This window comes from Mycobacterium stomatepiae, assembly GCF_010731715.1.
Lineage (GTDB): Bacteria > Actinomycetota > Actinomycetes > Mycobacteriales > Mycobacteriaceae > Mycobacterium > Mycobacterium stomatepiae.
Map to the genome: position 1 here is coordinate 4,538,781 of NZ_AP022587.1, position 15,960 is coordinate 4,554,740.

Genomic DNA, 15,960 nt, shown 5'->3' on the forward strand with positions numbered 1-15,960 from the left:
CAGTGGGGGCACCCCCAGCCGTGCAGCGGCGAGGGGGACGAAGCGATGAGGAGGAGGCGGAACAATCATGAACGTATCTCTCGGTCGCGCAACGCTTTCGGGTCGATCTTTTCGCGAATCAGGCTCAGCTCGGCATCGGTAGGCAGCCGGGTCTCGTCGGCTCCATCGAGTCCGTGGATCTCGAACGACGTGTTCTCCCGCACCTCGTCGGCCGAAACTCCGGGATGCAGCGACACCGCCCGCATGGTGCGGTCCGGCCCGCCGAAGTCGAACACGCCGAGGTTCGACACCATCCGATAGGTATTGGCGAAACGGAATGCCGGATTGTCGGCATCCACGTTGTCCCAGCCGATTCCGCAGACGATGTCGACCTTCTCGCAGAACACGCGCTTGGAGTGGTTGCCGACCCAGTAGCTGGTCGCGTGGTTGATCGCGTTGCCGGGCGCGCCGCGGACGCCGAACATCTGCCGCTTGGGCTGCTGCAAGGGGCCGAACGCCGAGATGTTCTGATTGCCAAAGCGGTCAACCTGATTGGCGCCCATCACCACGTGGCGGCGGCCCCAGGCCAGTGTCTCGAAGACGCGGCCGAACGGCATCCACCCCTCGACGGCGCCCGAGGCGCCCAGTGCCGGTGTATCGGCGAGCAGCTGTGCTTCGCCGTCGGTCAGCAGAATGTCGGGGGAGAACGTCAGGCGGGCCAGCCGCGCGCCGACCGAGGCCATGTTCGTCATCGGGCTGACCATGATCTCGCCGGCTTCCCTGAACAGTTCGGCACAGGCGATCGCGCACACTTCGGCTCGGGTGCTCACTTGGCTGCCTCCTCTGCGAAAGCGCGCACGGCGGATTGATATTCGTCCTCGCCGCCGGATAGGTAGGTGGCCACGAACTGTTGCCAACCCTCGTCGGTCGAGGCGGCCTCGGCGTAGTGCCGCTGGAATTTCTCATCGCGACCGTAATCCGGTGCGGCGGTGGTGAAGTGAGCGCCGTTCGGTGCTTCGACGACGCCGTCGACCATCATCCGGTTGACCAGCAGCGCCTGCGGCGGCACCGCCTTGATCAGCTCTTGGGTGGACACCACCCGTTCCACCGAAAGGTAGCGCTTCTCGGCGGCCATCAAGAACAGGTCGTCGAAGTAGGGGTCGATTCCGGTGTAGGCCGCATTGCCTTGGCTGTCACCGAGATTGAGGTGCGCGAACGCGGCGTCCAGGCGCAGCGCCGGCATCGCGATCAGCGTCTCGTGCCCGCCGCCGGGCGCCGGATACGGGCTGGTCACCGTCTTCAGCTCGCCCTCCCAGAAGTCCAGCACCGAGCTCCCCAGCCCGGCGCGAATCGGCAGGAACGGCAACCGTTGTGCCGCCGCCTGTAGGCCGCAGCGCAGCATGCCCTCATCCATCTCGCGGGCCTCGATCGCCCCTGCGCTGCGGGCTTTGGCGAACCACGGGTCGTAGAAGGGCGGCGAGTCCAGCGAGACGAACCCGTAGTACACCCGCTTGACCTTGCCCGCCGAACACAGCAGCCCAAGGTCGGGTCCGCCGTAGGTGACCACGGTCAGGTCCTTGACATCGGTGCGCAGCATGGCGCGCACGAACGCCATCGGCTTGCGCCGCGATCCCCAACCGCCGATGCCGATGGTCATGCCGCTGCGCAGCCCGGCAACGGCCTCGTCGAGCGTGGTTCTCTTGTCGCTCAAGACTTCTCACCCTTCGTCGTACCGGCGAACGCGTCGCGGTGCTCGTCGGACACCCCGGCGAGGTTGAGCTCGAACGTAAAGCCTTGCTCCATGCGGTAACTCGAGTTGACTCGCTGAACGTCGATCAAGTTCAGCGCTTCCTTGGCCGCGCGGATCACGCGGGTGTCCTTGGCGGCGATGTCGCGGGCGACCCGCAGGGCGGCCTCGTCGAGTTCGTCGCGGGGGACCACCTCGTGCACCGAACCGAAGTGGTGCAGGGTGGCGGCGTCCACGGTGGCCGCGGTGAAGAACAGCCGCCGCATCATGTGCTGGGGGACCAGCCGGGACAGGTGTGTGGCCGCGCCCAGCGCGCCGCGTTCCACTTCCGGCAGCCCGAAAGTGGCGTCGTCGGAGGCCACGATCGCGTCGGCGTTGCCGACCAGGCCGATGCCGCCGCCGACGCAGAAACCGTTCACCGCGGCGATCACCGGCACGGCGCATTCATAGACCGCCCGAAACGCGTGGTAGCAGCCGCGGTTGGCGTCGATCAGCGCGGTGAAGCCCTCGGTGCGCTGCATCTCCTTGATGTCGACACCGGCGTTGAAGCCGCGGCCCTCGGCGCGCAGGATCACGGCGTGGGTCTCGGGGTTCGCGCCGGCGGCCGTGATCGCGTCGCCGAGTTCGAACCAGCCCTTCGAAGGGATGGCGTTGACGGGCGGGTAGTCGACGGTGACGGCGACTATGCCCGGTTCTGTGCTGGTGGATGTAATGGTCAATTGGCACTTCCTAGTGAAATTGAGGCCGACTACCTAAGCAAGCACTTGCTTGGTACACTAGCACAGTGACTCGCGCCGAAGCAGGCCCCCTTTCTGCAGGAGCCATCAATTTGGGATTGGCCGGGCGGGTGGTTCTGGTGACGGGTGGCGTCCGCGGAGTGGGCGCCGGAATCAGTGCGGTCTTCGCCGAGCAGGGCGCGACGGTGATCACCTGCGCACGCCGTGCGGTCGAGGGCCTGCCGTACGAGTTTCATCCGTGCGACATCCGCGACGAGGAAGCGGTCCAGGCATTGATCGACACGATCGTCGAGCGCCATGGTCGGCTCGACGTCGTCGTCAACAATGCGGGTGGATCGCCCTACGTGTTGACCGCGGAGTCCAGCCCCAAGTTCAACCGCAAGATCATCGAGCTCAATCTCATTGGTGCGCTGCTGGTTTCGCAGTTTGCCAACGAGAAGATGCAGCCTCAGGTGGGCGGCGGGTCGATCGTCAACATCTGCAGCCTCAGCGGTAGGCGCCCGTCGCCGGGCACCGGTGCTTACGGGGCGGCCAAGGCCGGCTTGGAAAGCCTGACCCAGACCGTGGCGGTGGAGTGGGGCCCCAAGGTCCGGGTGAACGCCCTCGTGGTCGGCATGGTCGAAACCGAGCAGGCCGACCTGTTCTATGGCGACGCGGACTCGATCGCCGCGATCTCCAAGAACGTGCCCCTGGGCCGGCTGGCCAAGCCCGAGGATGTCGGTTGGGCCGCAGCATTTTTGGCGTCCGATGCGGCGTCCTACATCAGCGGTGCCTCCTTAGAGGTGCACGGCGGCGGCGAGCCGCCGCATTATCTGTCCACCACGACCGCCAGCGCGGTCAAGTAGAGGAGACAAAAACTATGGGCGTGGTCGACGGCCGTGTCGTCATCGTCACCGGAGCAGGCGGCGGGATCGGCCGCGCGCATGCGCTGGCCTTCGCGGCCGAAGGCGCGCGCGTGGTCGTCAACGACATCGGTGTGGGTCTCGATGGTTCTCCGGCGGGCGGCGGCAGCGCCGCGCAGGGCGTGGTCGACGAAATCACCGCTGCCGGCGGGGAAGCCGTCGCCAATGGATCCAATGTCGCCGACTGGGACCAAGCCGCCGCGCTGATCCAGACCGCGGTCGACACGTTCGGTGGGCTGGACGTGCTGGTGAACAACGCCGGCATCGTGCGCGATCGAATGATCGCGAACACCAGCGAAGAGGAGTTCGACGCCGTCACCGCCGTGCACCTCAAGGGCCACTTCGCCACGATTCGGCACGCGGGGTCGTACTGGCGCGGGTTGTCCAAAGAGGGCAAAACCGTTGACGCGCGGATCATTAACACCAGTTCGGGCGCGGGACTGCAGGGCAGCGTCGGGCAGGGCAACTACAGCGCCGCCAAGGCGGGAATCGCGGGCCTGACGCTGGTCGCCGCGGCCGAGATGGGCCGCTACGGTGTCACGGTCAACGCGATCGCACCCTCGGCCCGAACCCGGATGACCGAGACCGTCTTCGCCGAGATGATGTCCACCCAGGACCAGGCGTTCGATGCGATGGCGCCGGAAAACGTTCCACCGCTGGTGGTGTGGCTGGGCAGCGCCGAGTCGCGCGACGTCACCGGGAAGGTCTTCGAGGTCGAGGGCGGCAAGATCCGCATCGCCGAGGGCTGGGCGCACGGCCCGCAGATCGACAAGGGTGGCCGATGGGACCCCGCCGAGCTAGGGCCCGTGGTCTCCGACCTGCTGGCCAAGTCGCGGCCGCCCGTGCCGGTCTACGGGGCCTAGCTCACGCCGGGTCGCAGATGACGACCGGGATCACCCGGTCGGTCCAGGACTGGTAGTCGTCGAAGTTCGGATACATCGACACCAGCTTGGGCCAGTACTCCGCCTTCTCCTCGGGCGTGGCGTCGCGGGCACGTAACTGCAGCACCTCGTCCTTGATCTGCACCGACACTTGAGGATTGGCCTTGAGGTTGAGGTACCACAGCGGGTGCTTGTCACGGCCGCCCTGGGAGGCGACCAGAACGACACGGTTGCCGTCGCGTAGGTAGAGCAGCGGGCTCACCCGCGGCTCGCCGGTCTTGCGGCCGGTCGTGGTCAGCAGGGCGACCGGAGCCTTCTGGAAGACGCCGCCGAGCCTTCCCTTGCTGCGCTTGTAGATCCAGGTGTTGCCTTTCGACATCCACTTGATGAAGAAGCCGACCACTGGCGAATTGAGAGATTTGGGTTTTTCCATTGGCCCCGGACCCTAGCGCTGAATGAATGGATGGAAGCGGACTTTGATGTGATGGATTTCGGCTGCCCCGGTTGGACTTTCGGCGGGGATCACAAATGTCTCGTCGACCCGTGCGGCCACGCGCCGGCCACCGAACGCCGCCTTGGTCAGCACGTTGTATTCGGCTCGCACCTCGTCGCCGGTGATGGAAAAGGCCGGCGGTGTCGTCTCGGCGAGCAGCCGGTACTGGGGTCCACGATTGAGGCTGCGCCGCAGGTGGTTTCCGGAGAAGCCGTTCTTGAAGCCCTGCTCGATGCGGGTGCACCCGGGCGCGAACGGAACCGCATCGCCGACATGGCTGACGAGCGCGTCAATGTACGCCTGCGCCGCGGCGATGCGGTTCTCCTCAGAGACGATCAATGCGTTAGATGCGCTCGATGATGGTGCCGGTGGACAGCGCGCCGCCGGCGCACATCGTGATCAGCGCGGTGGTCTGATCGGTGCGTTCCAGCTCGTGCAAGGCGGTGGTGATCAACCGGCTGCCGGTGCTGCCCACGGGGTGGCCGAGTGCGATCGCGCCGCCGCTGACGTTCACCTTGTCCATGTCGGGGTTGTGCACGCGCGCCCAGGACAACACGACGGACGCGAAGGCCTCGTTGATCTCGGTGATGTCGATGTCGCCCATCTTCATCCCGGCCTTCTCCAGCACCTTGGCGGTCGACTGCACGGGCCCGTCGAGGTGGTAGTACGGCTCGGCTCCGACCAACGCCTGACTGATGATGCGGGCCCGCGGCTTCAGGCCCAGAGCCTTGGCCTTGTCCTCGTCCATCCACAACACCGCGGCCGCGCCGTCGGAGATCTGCGACGACGTGCCCGCCGTGTGGATCCCGCCCTCGATCACGGGCTTCAGGGAGGCCAGACCCTCCAGCGTGGTCTCGCGCAGGCCCTGATCCTTGGTCACGACGTGACGGTCGCTGGTCGGCTGCTTGTTCTCGTCGAGCACGGGCGCCTCGATGCCGCTGATCTCGCGGTCGAACCGGCCCTCGGCCCACGCCTGCTGCGCCTTGCGCTGCGAGTCGAAGCCGAGCTGGTCGATGTCTTCGCGGGTGATGCCGCGACGTTTTGCGATGCGCTCAGCGGCGGTGAACTGATCCGGCAAATCGATGTCCCACGACGCCGGCCGCAGGATCCCGCGATCGGGGCCGGCGTTGGCGCCCAGCCCGACGCGGCTCATCGCCTCGATGCCGCACGCGATGCCAATGTCGATGGCACCCGCCGCGATCAGGCCCGCGACCAGACCGTTGGCCTGCTGCCCGCTGCCGCACTGGCAGTCGATGGTCGCGGCACCGACGTGCTCGGGCAGGCCGGCGACGAGCCAACTGACGCGAGTGATGTTGTTGGACTGCTCGCCGAACTGCGTGACGCAGCCGCCGATGATCTGCTCGACGTCGCCGGCGTCGATACCGGCCTTCTCCACAAGAGCCTTCTGCGTGGCCCCCAGTAACTCGGTGGCGTGCAGACCGGACAGCCACCCGTTCCGCTTACCGATAGGGCTACGTGTGGCTTCAACGATGACAGGGTTACCCATTCCGTCAGGCTAGAACACGTTTCATTACTCTGACAAGCGAGGATGACGACCTGCCTTTTATCTGCGCAGGAGCCGTGTTTTACTGACACTAGAACACGTTGCAATTAGTGTTGTAAAAGGAGCGCACTCTACATGGCACCCCCCAACATTCCTTCCGACTTCGACTTCCTTGACCCCGACGTCAACCTCGCCGGGCTGCCCGTCGAGGAGCTCGCCGCGCTACGTAAAGCGGAGCCGATCCACTGGGTCGACATCCCGGGCGGTTCGGGCGGCTTCGAGGACAACGGCTACTGGATCGTCACCAAGCACGCCGACGTCAAGGAGGTGTCGCGACGCAGCGACGTCTTCTCGAGCTGGCAAAACGGTGCCATCCCGACCTGGCCGCCGGAGATGAAGCGTGAGCAGGTCGAGCTGCAGCGCAGCGTCATGCTCAACATGGACGCGCCGCACCACACCCGGCTGCGCAAGATCATCTCCCGCGGATTCACGCCACGGGCAATCGGTCGCTTGCAAGCTGAACTGGCCCAGCGGGCCGAGAACATCGCCAAGACCGCGGCGAGTGAGGGTAGCGGCGATTTCGTCGAACAGGTCTCGTGCGAGCTGCCGCTGCAAGCCATCGCGGGACTGCTCGGTGTTCCCCAGGAAGACCGCGACAAGCTCTTCCGCTGGTCCAACGAGATGACCGGCGGCACCGACCCCGAGTACGCCACCGTCGACCCCGCGCAATCGTCGATGGAACTGATCATGTACGCGATGGCGATGGCGGCCGAGCGCAACGAGAATCCCACCGACGACATCGTCACCACGCTGATCCAGGCCGACATCGACGGCGAGAAGCTCTCCGACGACGAGTTCGGGTTCTTCGTGGTGATGCTCGCGGTGGCGGGCAACGAGACCACCCGTAACTCGATCACCCACGGCATGATCGCGTTCGCGAACAACCCCGATCAGTGGGAGCTGTTCAAAAAGGAGCGCCCGGCCACCGCGGCCGACGAGATCATCCGGTGGGCGACCCCGGTCTCGGCGTTCCAGCGCACCGCCAACGAGGACATCGAGTTGGGTGGCGTGCTGATCAAGGCGGGGCAGCGGGTGGTGATGTCGTACCGATCGGCGAACTTCGACGAAGAGGTCTTCGAGGACCCGCACCGCTTCAACATCCTGCGCGACCCCAACCCGCACGTCGGATTCGGCGGCACCGGTGCTCACTACTGCATCGGCGCGAACCTCGCCCGCATGACGATTAATCTGATCTTCAACGCGGTTGCCGATCAGATGCCGGATATCAAGTCGATCGGCGAGCCCGAGCGGCTACGGTCGGGATGGCTCAACGGCATCAAACACTGGCAGGTCGACTACACCGGAAAGAGCGCGGTTACGTCCTGATGGATTTCGATCTCACTGCAACGCAGCAGGCTGTCGCCGATGTGGCAACGTCGGTACTCGAAAAGGATTTGGGCTGGGATGCTTTGGTCGGCGGAGGTGTGACGGCGCTTCCGGTGCCCGAACGTCTCGGTGGCGACGGCGTGGGACTGCCCGAGGTCGCCACGGTCTTGACCGAAGCGGGGCGCCACGGCGCGATCACGCCGGCACTGGCCACGCTGGGCTTCGGCGTAGTGCCGCTGGTAGATCTGGCGTCCGAGGAACAGCAGGACCGGTTCCTAGCGGCTGTCGCCAAGGGTGGCGTGCTGACCGCGGCGCTCAACGAGCCCGGTTCGGCGCTGCCCGACCGGCCCACCACCACCTTCGCCGACGGTCGGCTGTCGGGCACCAAAGTCGGTGTCGCGTATGCAGAACAAGCGGATTGGATGATCGTGACGGCCGACAACTCGGTCGTCGTGGTGTCGCCGAAGGCCGAAGGTGTCGAGCTGGTTCGGACCCCGACGTCGAACGGCTCCGACGAGTACACGGTGAGGTTCGCCGCGGTCGCGGTTCCCGACACCGACGTGCTGGCCGGCGCCACCGCCCGCCGCGTCAACGAGTTGGCGCTGGCGGCGATCGGCGCCTTCACCGACGGGCTGGTGGCCGGGGCGCTGCGGCTGACCGCGGATTACGTGGCCGGACGCAAGCAGTTCGGCAAGCCGCTGTCGACCTTCCAAACGGTCGCCGCGCAGCTGGCCGAGGTCTACATCGCTTCGCGCACCATCGATTTGGCGGCGAAGTCGGTGGTGTGGCGCCTGTCCGAAGGCCGGGACGCCGACGAAGATCTCGACGTGCTCGGGTACTGGATCACGTCGCAGGCCCCGCCGGTGATGCAGATCTGCCATCACCTGCACGGCGGGATGGGCATGGACATCACCTACCCCATGCACCGGTACTACTCGACGATCAAAGACCTGGCCCGCCTGCTGGGCGGGTCGTCTCATCGACTCGACCTGGTGGGAGCGCAATGTTCATAGACCTGACTCCCGAGCAGCGTGCGCTGCAAGCGGAGCTCCGCGAATACTTCTCGAATCTGATCTCGCCCGACGAGGCGAAGGCGATGGAGTCCGACCGCCACAACGAGGCCTATCGCGCGGTGATCAAGCGCATGGGGCAGGACGGCAAGCTCGGCGTGGGCTGGCCAAAAGAGTTCGGCGGCTTGGGTTTCGGCCCGATCGAGCAGTCGATCTTCGTCAACGAGGCGCACCGCGCCGACGTGCCGCTGCCGGCGGTGACGCTGCAGACGGTCGGTCCCGCGTTGCAGCAGTTCGGCAGCGAGGAGCAGAAGAAGAAGTTCCTGCCCGCCATTCTGGCCGGCGAGGTGCACTTCGCGATCGGCTACACCGAGCCGGAGGCCGGCACCGACCTGGCCTCGCTGCGTACCACCGCCATACGCCAGGGTGATGAATACATCGTCAACGGCCAGAAGATCTTCACCACCGGCGCGCACGACGCCGACTACATCTGGCTGGCCTGTCGCACCGACCCGGAAGCCGTTAAGCACAAGGGTATTTCGATCCTGATCGTCGACACCAAGGATCCCGGCTACTCCTGGACGCCGATCATTCTGTCCGACGGGGCCCACCACACGAACGCCACGTACTACAACGACGTGCGGGTGCCCGCCGACATGCTGGTCGGCGAGGAGAACGGCGGATGGCGGCTGATCACCACCCAGCTCAACAATGAGCGCGTGATGCTCGGCCCGGCGGGTCGTACCGCCGGCATCTACGACCGGTTGCACGCGTGGGCGTCCAAACCCGGTGGCGACGGCGTCACGCCAATCGATCACTCCGACGTCAAGCGGGCGCTCGGTGAGATCTACTCGATGTGGCGGATCAACGAGCTGCTCAACTGGCAGGTGGCCGCGGCCGGCGAGGACATCAACGTGGCCGATGCGGCGTCGACGAAAGTCTTCGGCACCGAGAAGATTCAGTACATCGGCCGTCTCGCCGAAGAGATCGTCGGCAAATACGGCAACCCGGCCGAGTCGGACACCGCGGAGCTGCTCGAGTGGCTCGACTCGCAGACCAAGCGCAATCTGGTGATTACCTTCGGTGGAGGCGTGAACGAAGTGATGCGCGAAATGATCGCGGCATCCGGCCTCAAAGTGCCGAGGGTGCCTCGATGACCGATATCAAGGAAGCGGTTGCGGAGATCACCGCCACCGTCGTCGCCAAGCCGCGCGACGCTCGGGATCCGGTGAATCAGCCGACGATCAAGAACTGGGTCGAGGCGCTCGGCGACGCGAACCCGATCTATGTCGACGAGGCTGCCGCCAAGGCTGCCGGGCATCCCGGAATCGTCGCGCCGCCGGCCATGATTCAGGTGTGGACGATGTTCGGCCTGGGCGGTGAACGTCCCACCGACGACCCGATGGGTCCGATCATGCAGCTGTTCGACGACGCCGGCTACATCGGCGTGGTCGCGACCAACTGCGAGCAGACTTATCACCGGTATCTGCGGCCCGGCGAGCAGGTCACCATTCATTCGGAGATGCGCGACGTGGTCGGTCCCAAGCAGACCGGGCTCGGCGAGGGTTGGTTCATCAACCAGCACATCACCTGGCGGGTGGGCGACGAGAACGTCGCCGAGATGGCTTGGCGCATTTTGAAGTTCAAGCCGCGCGAGGCCGGTTCGGCGTCGTCCGTGCCGGAGGACCTGGACGCCGACGCCATGATGCGTCCGGCGATGTCGCGTGACACCGCCTTCTTCTGGGAGGGCGTCAAAGCTCACGAGTTGCGTGTTCAGCGTCTCGCGGACGGCAGCCTGCAGCACCCGCCGGTTCCGGCGGTGTGGCAGGACAAGGCCGAGCCCATCGACTATGTGGTGGCCAGCGGTCGTGGCACGGTGTACAGCTACGTCGTGCACCACGCGCCGAAGGTGCCGGGCCGCACGCTGCCTTTCGTGATCGCGCTGGTCGAACTGGAAGAGGGCGTCCGCATGCTGGGCGAGCTGCGCGACGTCGACCATGCCGCGATCAAAATCGGAATGCCCGTTCGCGCAACCTATATCGACTTCCCGGCTGGCGACTCCGGCCCGGAGTGGACCCTTTACGCCTGGGAGCCCGACGCATGAGCGCACCTGTTGTTGAAGTGGGTACCGTGCTGCCTGAGCTGAAGCTGGAGGGTTCACCGACCTTCATCATCTCAACAGCCCTGGCCACCAGGGACTTTCAGGACGTGCACCACGACCGGGACCTGGCGCAAGCCAAGGGGTCCAAGGACATCTTCGTCAACATCCTCACCGACACCGGGCTGGTGCAGCGCTACGTCACCGACTGGGCTGGTCCGACGGCGCTGATCAAATCGATCGGGCTGCGGCTCGGAGTGCCGTGGTATGCCTACGACACCGTCACCTTCTCGGGTGAGGTGACCGCCATCGACGATGGCCTGATCACGTTGAAGGTGTTCGGTCGCAACAGCCTTGGCGATCACGTCATCGCGAACGTGACGCTGACGATCGGGGGTTCCTGATGTTGTCGGGTAAGGCAGCGATCGTCGGCATCGGCGCCACCGACTTCTCCAAGGACTCCGGGCGTAGCGAGCTGCGCTTGGCGGCCGAGGCGGTTCTCGATGCGTTGGACGACGCGGGACTTTCGCCGTCGGATGTCGACGGGCTGACCACTTTCACGATGGACACGAACAAAGAGATCGCCGTCGCGCGGGCGGCCGGCATCGGCGAGCTGACGTTCTTCTCGCAGACCCACTATGGCGGTGGTGCCGCGTGCGGGACGGTTCAGCATGCCGCGATGGCCGTCGCGACGGGTGTGGCCGATGTCGTGGTGGCGTATCGGGCGTTCAACGAGCGGTCCGGTATGCGGTTCGGTCAGGTGCAGACGCGGCTGGTGGGAGATGTTGGCGTACAAGCTGATTCGACGGCAGCCGACAATTCCTTCTCGTATCCGCACGGGCTGTCGACGCCGGCGGCGCAGGTCGCGATGATCGCTCAGCGCTACATGCACTGGTCCGGTGCGACCAGCCGGGACTTCGGCGCCATCTCGGTGGCCGATCGCAAACACGCCGCCAAGAACCCGAAGGCTTACTTCTACGAGAAGCCGATCACCATTGAAGACCACCAGAATTCGCGGTGGATCGCCGAGCCGCTGCGGCTGCTGGACTGCTGTCAGGAGACCGACGGGGCCGTCGCGATCGTGGTGACGTCGGCGGAGCGTGCGAAGGATCTCAAGCATCGGCCGGCGGTCATCGAGGCGGCTTCGCAAGGCTCCAGCCCCGATCAGTACACGATGGTCAGCTACTACCGCCCCGAACTGGGCCTGCCCGAGATGGGTGTGGTGGGTCGGCAGCTGTGGTCCCAGTCGGGGCTGTCGCCGGCCGACATTCAGACGGCGGTGCTCTACGACCACTTCACGCCGTTCACGCTGATTCAGTTGGAGGAGTTGGGTTTCTGCGGTCGCGGCGAGGCCAAGGACTTCATCGCCGACGGTGCGGTCGAGGTGGGCGGGCGACTACCCATCAACACCCACGGCGGCCAACTCGGCGAGGCCTACATCCACGGCATGAACGGTATTGCGGAGGGTGTGCGGCAACTGCGAGGCACCTCGGTGAACCCAGTGCCCGACGTCGAGCACGTACTCGTCACCGCCGGAACAGGTGTGCCCACCTCCGGATTGATTCTCGGCTAGGCGTCGGGCCTCTCGGCCGAACGTGCGGCCAGCCGCGCGTTCGCTGCCGAGCGCGAAGCTGGCCGCGCGTTCGTCGAGTGAAGTGACGTCGACGGTAGGGCATGCGACGCTGCGGCGATGGGCGAACCATTCATCGGAACTGAGGCAATCGCCCTCGGTACGGTGACCAAGAGTCAGTTGAATAGACGCTATAGGCGGCTATTCAGAAACGTGTATGTCGATCCTGACACTGAAGTCACGGCCGCGCTGACGGCGAAGGCCGGGTGGCTGTGGAGCGGACGGCGAGGAGTGGTGGCCGGGTTTTCGGCGGCTGCGCTGCACGGCAGCAAATGGGTGGATGACCGAAAAGTGGCGGAATTGATTCACATCCATCGCCACCGCGTGCCGGGAATCCAGACTCACGGAGACCTCATCGAGGCGGACGAAGTCGAGGTGATTGGCGGCGTCGCGGTGACATCGCTCGCAAGGACAGCCCTCGACCTGGGGTGTTGGTACCCGACCACGACTGCTGTGGCGGGTATCGACGCGCTCGCGAGAGCAGCTGAGGTCAAGGCTGCCGATGTTGAATTGCTCACCAAGAGGTACCCGGGACGCCGCGGCATCGCCCAGGCACGGGAGGCGGCGGGCCTATTCGACGCGGGCGCACAGTCGCCGAAAGAGTCATGGCTTCGCATTGTCTTGATCCGGGCAGGCTTGCCGCGGCCCCAGACGCAGATTCCTGTCGTCGACGAATTTGGCAGTGCGATCGCGCATCTAGACATGGGCTGGGAGGACATCAAAGTCGCGGTCGAATACGACGGCGAACAGCATCGGAATGATCGCTGGCAGTACAAGCGTGATATCCGGCGGTTGGAAGCGATCGAGGGCTTAGGCTGGATCGTGGTCCGCGTGGTGGTGGGCGATCGTCCGCCTGACATCATTCGCCGCGTCCGGGCAGCCCGCGCACGTCGAACGTGAAGCTGGCCGCACGTTCGAGCGCCAGAGTGCGGCTGGCCGCGCGCTCGGCTTGAGGAAGCGCCAAACGCTAGGCCGGGACCAACTCGACGCCGGACAGCACCACCGCGTTGTCGCGCGAGGGCGCAACGACAGCGGCCACGAAGCGGCCGTCTTCCTTCCACACGTTGACCCGCAGTGTCTCGCCGGGGAACGCCACACCCGAAAAGCGCGCCCCATAGGCGGCCACCGCACCGGCATCCCCGTCCAGCAGCGCGTCGGTGATCGCCTTGCAGGTCATGCCGTAGGTGCACAGGCCGTGCAGAATCGGCTGGGAAAATCCTGCGGCAGCAGCGAATTCGGGGTCGGAGTGCAGCGGGTTGCGATCACCGCACAGCCGGTACAGCAGCGCCTGCTGCGGCAACAAGGGCATATCGACCTCGAGGTCCGGGGCCCCATCGGGCGCCCCATCCGACGACGAAGGCCCGCGCTCGCCACCGAATCCGCCCTCACCGCGCGCGAAGATCGACCGTCGCTGCGTCCACAGCACGGTGCCGTCGGGAGCCGACGCCGTCGTCTCGCTCCAGATCACCGCTGCCTTGCCTTTGTCCCAGATATCGGTGAACCGGGTGACGGCCGTGGCGGAACCGGACGGCGGTAGCGGCCCGGGCACCTCGATCCGCTCGCTGGCGTGCAGCACCTTGCCCAGCTCGATGTCGATGCCGGGGAATTGCACCGTCGGCGGCTTGGTCATGTGGAACGACGCCGCGACGTTGCCGAACGTCGGCAGCACCTGCGGGGTGTCGTCGATCAGGTAGCGCAACTCGCGCGGGTCCATCGGGTCGGCACCGGCACCCAGGCCAAGGTGGTAAAGCTGGATATCGCTACTGCTCCAAGAGAATTCGAGGGGCTCTAGCTCGGCGGCCAGCGCGACGTCTACATCGATCGGCATATCAGTTCTCTCCTGCGATGTGCAGCGCGGCAAGGTACCCGAAGGTCATCGCCGGCCCGATGGTGCCGCCCGGACCCGGGTAGGTGTGCCCCATCACCGGTGCACTGACGTTGCCCGCGGCGTACAGGCCGTCGATGATGCTGCCGTCGTCGCGCAGCGCGCGGGCGTGGACGTCGGTGCGGATGCCGCCCTTCGTCCCCAGGTCGCCGGGCACCATCTTGGCGGCGTAATACGGTGCGTGGGTGAGCTCCCCGAGGTTCGGATTGGGCTTGTTGGTGGGGTCGCCGTAGTACCTGTCGTACGCGCTCTCGCCGCGGCGGAAGTCCTCATCGACGCCGGTGCGGGCGAAGCCGTTGAATCGCGCCACGGTAGCCGAGAACTCGGCGACAGGTAAACCGGCCTGCGCGGCCAGCTCTTCGAGCGTGTCGGCCTTGATGATGACGCCGGATTCCATCCACTTGGTCGGAATACGTTGTCCCGGTTGTAGTCCCGCGAAGATATAGCGGTCGCGGTACTGTTGGTCGAATACCAACCAGGCCGGAATGTTCTCGCCCGGGCCGGGCCCCTGACCGAATTCTCCGCCGTACATGTGATGACAGGCCTCGACGTAGGGCATCGACTCGTTCATGAACCGTTTGCCGGACATGTTGACGATGATCGACCCCGGCGAGTTGCGCTCCGACAGCGCAAACCACGGCGCGCCGACTAGCGGAACCGTCGGACCCCACCAGGCGTCCTCCATGATATCCAGTGCGGCGCCGACCTTTTCGCCGGCAATGATGCCGTCACCGGTGTTGGCTTTGGCGCCAACCGTCCATTCGGTGGTGATCGGCGCGCGCTGGTACTTCACCCGCATCTGCTCGTTGTGCTCGAAGCCGCCGCTGGCCAGGATCACTCCGCGCCGGGCCCGGATCAGCTGCGGTTCAACCGATTCGGACTCGCCGGCGGAGCGGACGTAAACGCCCCGAACGACGCCGTCCTCGACGTACAGATCGGTCAAAGCGGTGTTCAGCTGCACCGGAACGCCGGCGCGCTGCAGCCCGATTCGCAACGGCGCAATCAACGCGCGCCCCATGCCGACCAGGTTTTTGCCGGTGCTCTTCGCCCACATCGTGCGCGCGCCGACCTTCAAGCTGCGCAGCACTCCCCGCGGGTGCCGCTTGAGCATGTTCAGACGCACGTAGTCCTGCTGCATCACAACCACATTGAGCGGTACCTTGCCGTAGGCCGGTTCCAGCCCGCCCTCATCGGGCCCCAGCTTGCGCGCATCGAACGGCTTGGGTTCGATCGAGCGCCCCTCCGCGCGGCCGCCGGGCGCCTCGGGGTAGTAGTCGGAGTATTTCGGCACCCAGCACATCTTCAATGGCGTGTTCTTCAGCACGAACGACAGCATCTCGGGACCGCGCTGCAGGTAGGTGTCGATGCGCTCCGGCTCGACCCCGCTGACCGACCGGTCGCCGACGATTCCGTGCAGGTATGTGCGGGCAGCCTCGGGGGTGTCACGCACGCCGTCGCGCTTGAGGACCTCGTTGTTCGGGATCCAGACGCCGCCCCCCGAGCGTGCGGTGGAGCCGCCGAAATGTGGGGCCTTTTCGATGACTAGTGTCGAAAGGCCTCGGTGCGCGGCGGCGAGGGCAGCCACCATGCCGGCTCCGCCGCTGCCGACCACGACGACGTCGTACTCCTGCGCTGTCATGTAGAACACGTTATAGAATTGGCCGGGCTGGCCGCTACCGGCCCGGTCAAACGAACGAGGGGACTTCGG

The 15,960-nt window shown here is 65.8% G+C and carries 17 protein-coding genes; 9 read left to right on the forward strand and 8 right to left on the reverse strand.

Annotation, left to right across the window (positions count from 1 at the left end):
* Positions 1 to 65: 65 nt before the first annotated feature.
* The 3 genes from ipdB to echA20 are packed head-to-tail and all read right to left on the reverse strand — an operon-like array spanning position 66 to position 2,445.
* A complete protein-coding gene (ipdB, locus tag G6N54_RS21485; RefSeq protein ID WP_163791823.1) occupies positions 66 to 809 on the reverse strand; it encodes a cholesterol ring-cleaving hydrolase subunit IpdB in 744 nt (247 codons plus the stop codon).
* On the reverse strand, positions 806 to 1,690 hold the full coding sequence (gene ipdA, locus G6N54_RS21490; protein ID WP_163791824.1) for a cholesterol ring-cleaving hydrolase subunit IpdA: 885 nt from the start codon (positions 1,688 to 1,690) through the stop codon (positions 806 to 808). Before ipdA ends, ipdB begins: the two co-directional genes overlap by 4 nt.
* Complete coding sequence (gene echA20 / locus G6N54_RS21495) at positions 1,687 to 2,445, reverse strand: (7aS)-7a-methyl-1,5-dioxo-2,3,5,6,7,7a-hexahydro-1H-indene-carboxyl-CoA hydrolase (RefSeq protein WP_163791825.1); 759 nt, start codon at positions 2,443 to 2,445, stop codon at positions 1,687 to 1,689. Before echA20 ends, ipdA begins: the two co-directional genes overlap by 4 nt.
* Positions 2,446 to 2,510: 65 nt before the next feature.
* On the opposite strand from echA20, the gene G6N54_RS21500 reads away from it, so the two are divergent.
* The gene (locus G6N54_RS21500) at positions 2,511 to 3,308 is read left to right on the forward strand and encodes an SDR family oxidoreductase (protein ID WP_163791826.1); all 798 of its coding nucleotides are present in this window, start codon (positions 2,511 to 2,513) and stop codon (positions 3,306 to 3,308) included.
* Positions 3,309 to 3,322: 14 nt separating this feature from the next.
* The gene (locus G6N54_RS21505) at positions 3,323 to 4,228 is read left to right on the forward strand and encodes an SDR family oxidoreductase (RefSeq protein WP_163791828.1); all 906 of its coding nucleotides are present in this window, start codon (positions 3,323 to 3,325) and stop codon (positions 4,226 to 4,228) included.
* A 1-nt stretch (position 4,229) separates the two neighbouring features.
* On the opposite strand, the gene G6N54_RS21510 is transcribed toward G6N54_RS21505, so the two are convergent.
* From G6N54_RS21510 to G6N54_RS21520, 3 genes are read right to left on the reverse strand one after another with little or no spacing between them, the layout of a single operon-like run.
* Positions 4,230 to 4,679: a nitroreductase family deazaflavin-dependent oxidoreductase gene (locus tag G6N54_RS21510; RefSeq protein WP_163791829.1), complete on the reverse strand. Its 450-nt coding sequence runs from the start codon at positions 4,677 to 4,679 to the stop codon at positions 4,230 to 4,232.
* Between the two features lie 12 nt (positions 4,680 to 4,691).
* Positions 4,692 to 5,078 carry a hypothetical protein gene (locus G6N54_RS21515; protein ID WP_163791831.1) on the reverse strand — a complete coding sequence of 129 codons (387 nt, stop codon included), beginning with the start codon at positions 5,076 to 5,078 and terminating at the stop codon, positions 4,692 to 4,694.
* Positions 5,079 to 5,082: 4 nt separating this feature from the next.
* The gene (locus G6N54_RS21520; RefSeq protein WP_163791833.1) at positions 5,083 to 6,246 is read right to left on the reverse strand and encodes a steroid 3-ketoacyl-CoA thiolase; all 1,164 of its coding nucleotides are present in this window, start codon (positions 6,244 to 6,246) and stop codon (positions 5,083 to 5,085) included.
* A gap of 132 nt (positions 6,247 to 6,378) precedes the next feature.
* Between G6N54_RS21520 and G6N54_RS21525 the strand changes: the two genes are divergently transcribed.
* The 7 genes from G6N54_RS21525 (at position 6,379) to G6N54_RS21555 (ending at position 13,267) form a co-directional block, all read left to right on the forward strand.
* Positions 6,379 to 7,629 carry a cytochrome P450 gene (locus G6N54_RS21525; protein WP_163791835.1) on the forward strand — a complete coding sequence of 417 codons (1,251 nt, stop codon included), beginning with the start codon at positions 6,379 to 6,381 and terminating at the stop codon, positions 7,627 to 7,629.
* A complete protein-coding gene (locus G6N54_RS21530; protein ID WP_163791837.1) occupies positions 7,629 to 8,642 on the forward strand; it encodes an acyl-CoA dehydrogenase family protein in 1,014 nt (337 codons plus the stop codon). Before G6N54_RS21525 ends, G6N54_RS21530 begins: the two co-directional genes overlap by 1 nt.
* Positions 8,633 to 9,796: an acyl-CoA dehydrogenase FadE29 gene (gene fadE29 / locus G6N54_RS21535; RefSeq protein WP_163791839.1), complete on the forward strand. Its 1,164-nt coding sequence runs from the start codon at positions 8,633 to 8,635 to the stop codon at positions 9,794 to 9,796. Before G6N54_RS21530 ends, fadE29 begins: the two co-directional genes overlap by 10 nt.
* A complete protein-coding gene (locus tag G6N54_RS21540) occupies positions 9,793 to 10,743 on the forward strand; it encodes a bifunctional MaoC family dehydratase N-terminal/OB-fold nucleic acid binding domain-containing protein (RefSeq protein WP_163791841.1) in 951 nt (316 codons plus the stop codon). Before fadE29 ends, G6N54_RS21540 begins: the two co-directional genes overlap by 4 nt.
* A complete protein-coding gene (locus tag G6N54_RS21545; protein ID WP_163791843.1) occupies positions 10,740 to 11,141 on the forward strand; it encodes a MaoC family dehydratase in 402 nt (133 codons plus the stop codon). The genes G6N54_RS21540 and G6N54_RS21545 overlap by 4 nt, the downstream gene beginning before the upstream one ends.
* Positions 11,141 to 12,310 (forward strand): lipid-transfer protein, encoded by a 1,170-nt coding sequence (locus G6N54_RS21550; protein ID WP_163791846.1) that lies wholly within the window; start codon positions 11,141 to 11,143, stop codon positions 12,308 to 12,310. Before G6N54_RS21545 ends, G6N54_RS21550 begins: the two co-directional genes overlap by 1 nt.
* 117 nt (positions 12,311 to 12,427) lie before the next feature.
* A complete protein-coding gene (locus G6N54_RS21555) occupies positions 12,428 to 13,267 on the forward strand; it encodes a hypothetical protein (RefSeq protein ID WP_163791847.1) in 840 nt (279 codons plus the stop codon).
* 67 nt (positions 13,268 to 13,334) lie between these two features.
* Here G6N54_RS21555 and G6N54_RS21560 read toward each other — a convergent pair whose 3' ends face one another.
* Both G6N54_RS21560 and kstD read right to left on the reverse strand, forming a co-directional pair.
* Entirely contained in the window at positions 13,335 to 14,195 is an 861-nt protein-coding gene (locus G6N54_RS21560) for a MaoC family dehydratase (protein WP_163791849.1), read from the reverse strand.
* Position 14,196: 1 nt separating this feature from the next.
* Entirely contained in the window at positions 14,197 to 15,891 is a 1,695-nt protein-coding gene (kstD, locus tag G6N54_RS21565; protein WP_163791851.1) for a 3-oxosteroid 1-dehydrogenase, read from the reverse strand.
* Positions 15,892 to 15,960: the final 69 nt, after the last annotated feature.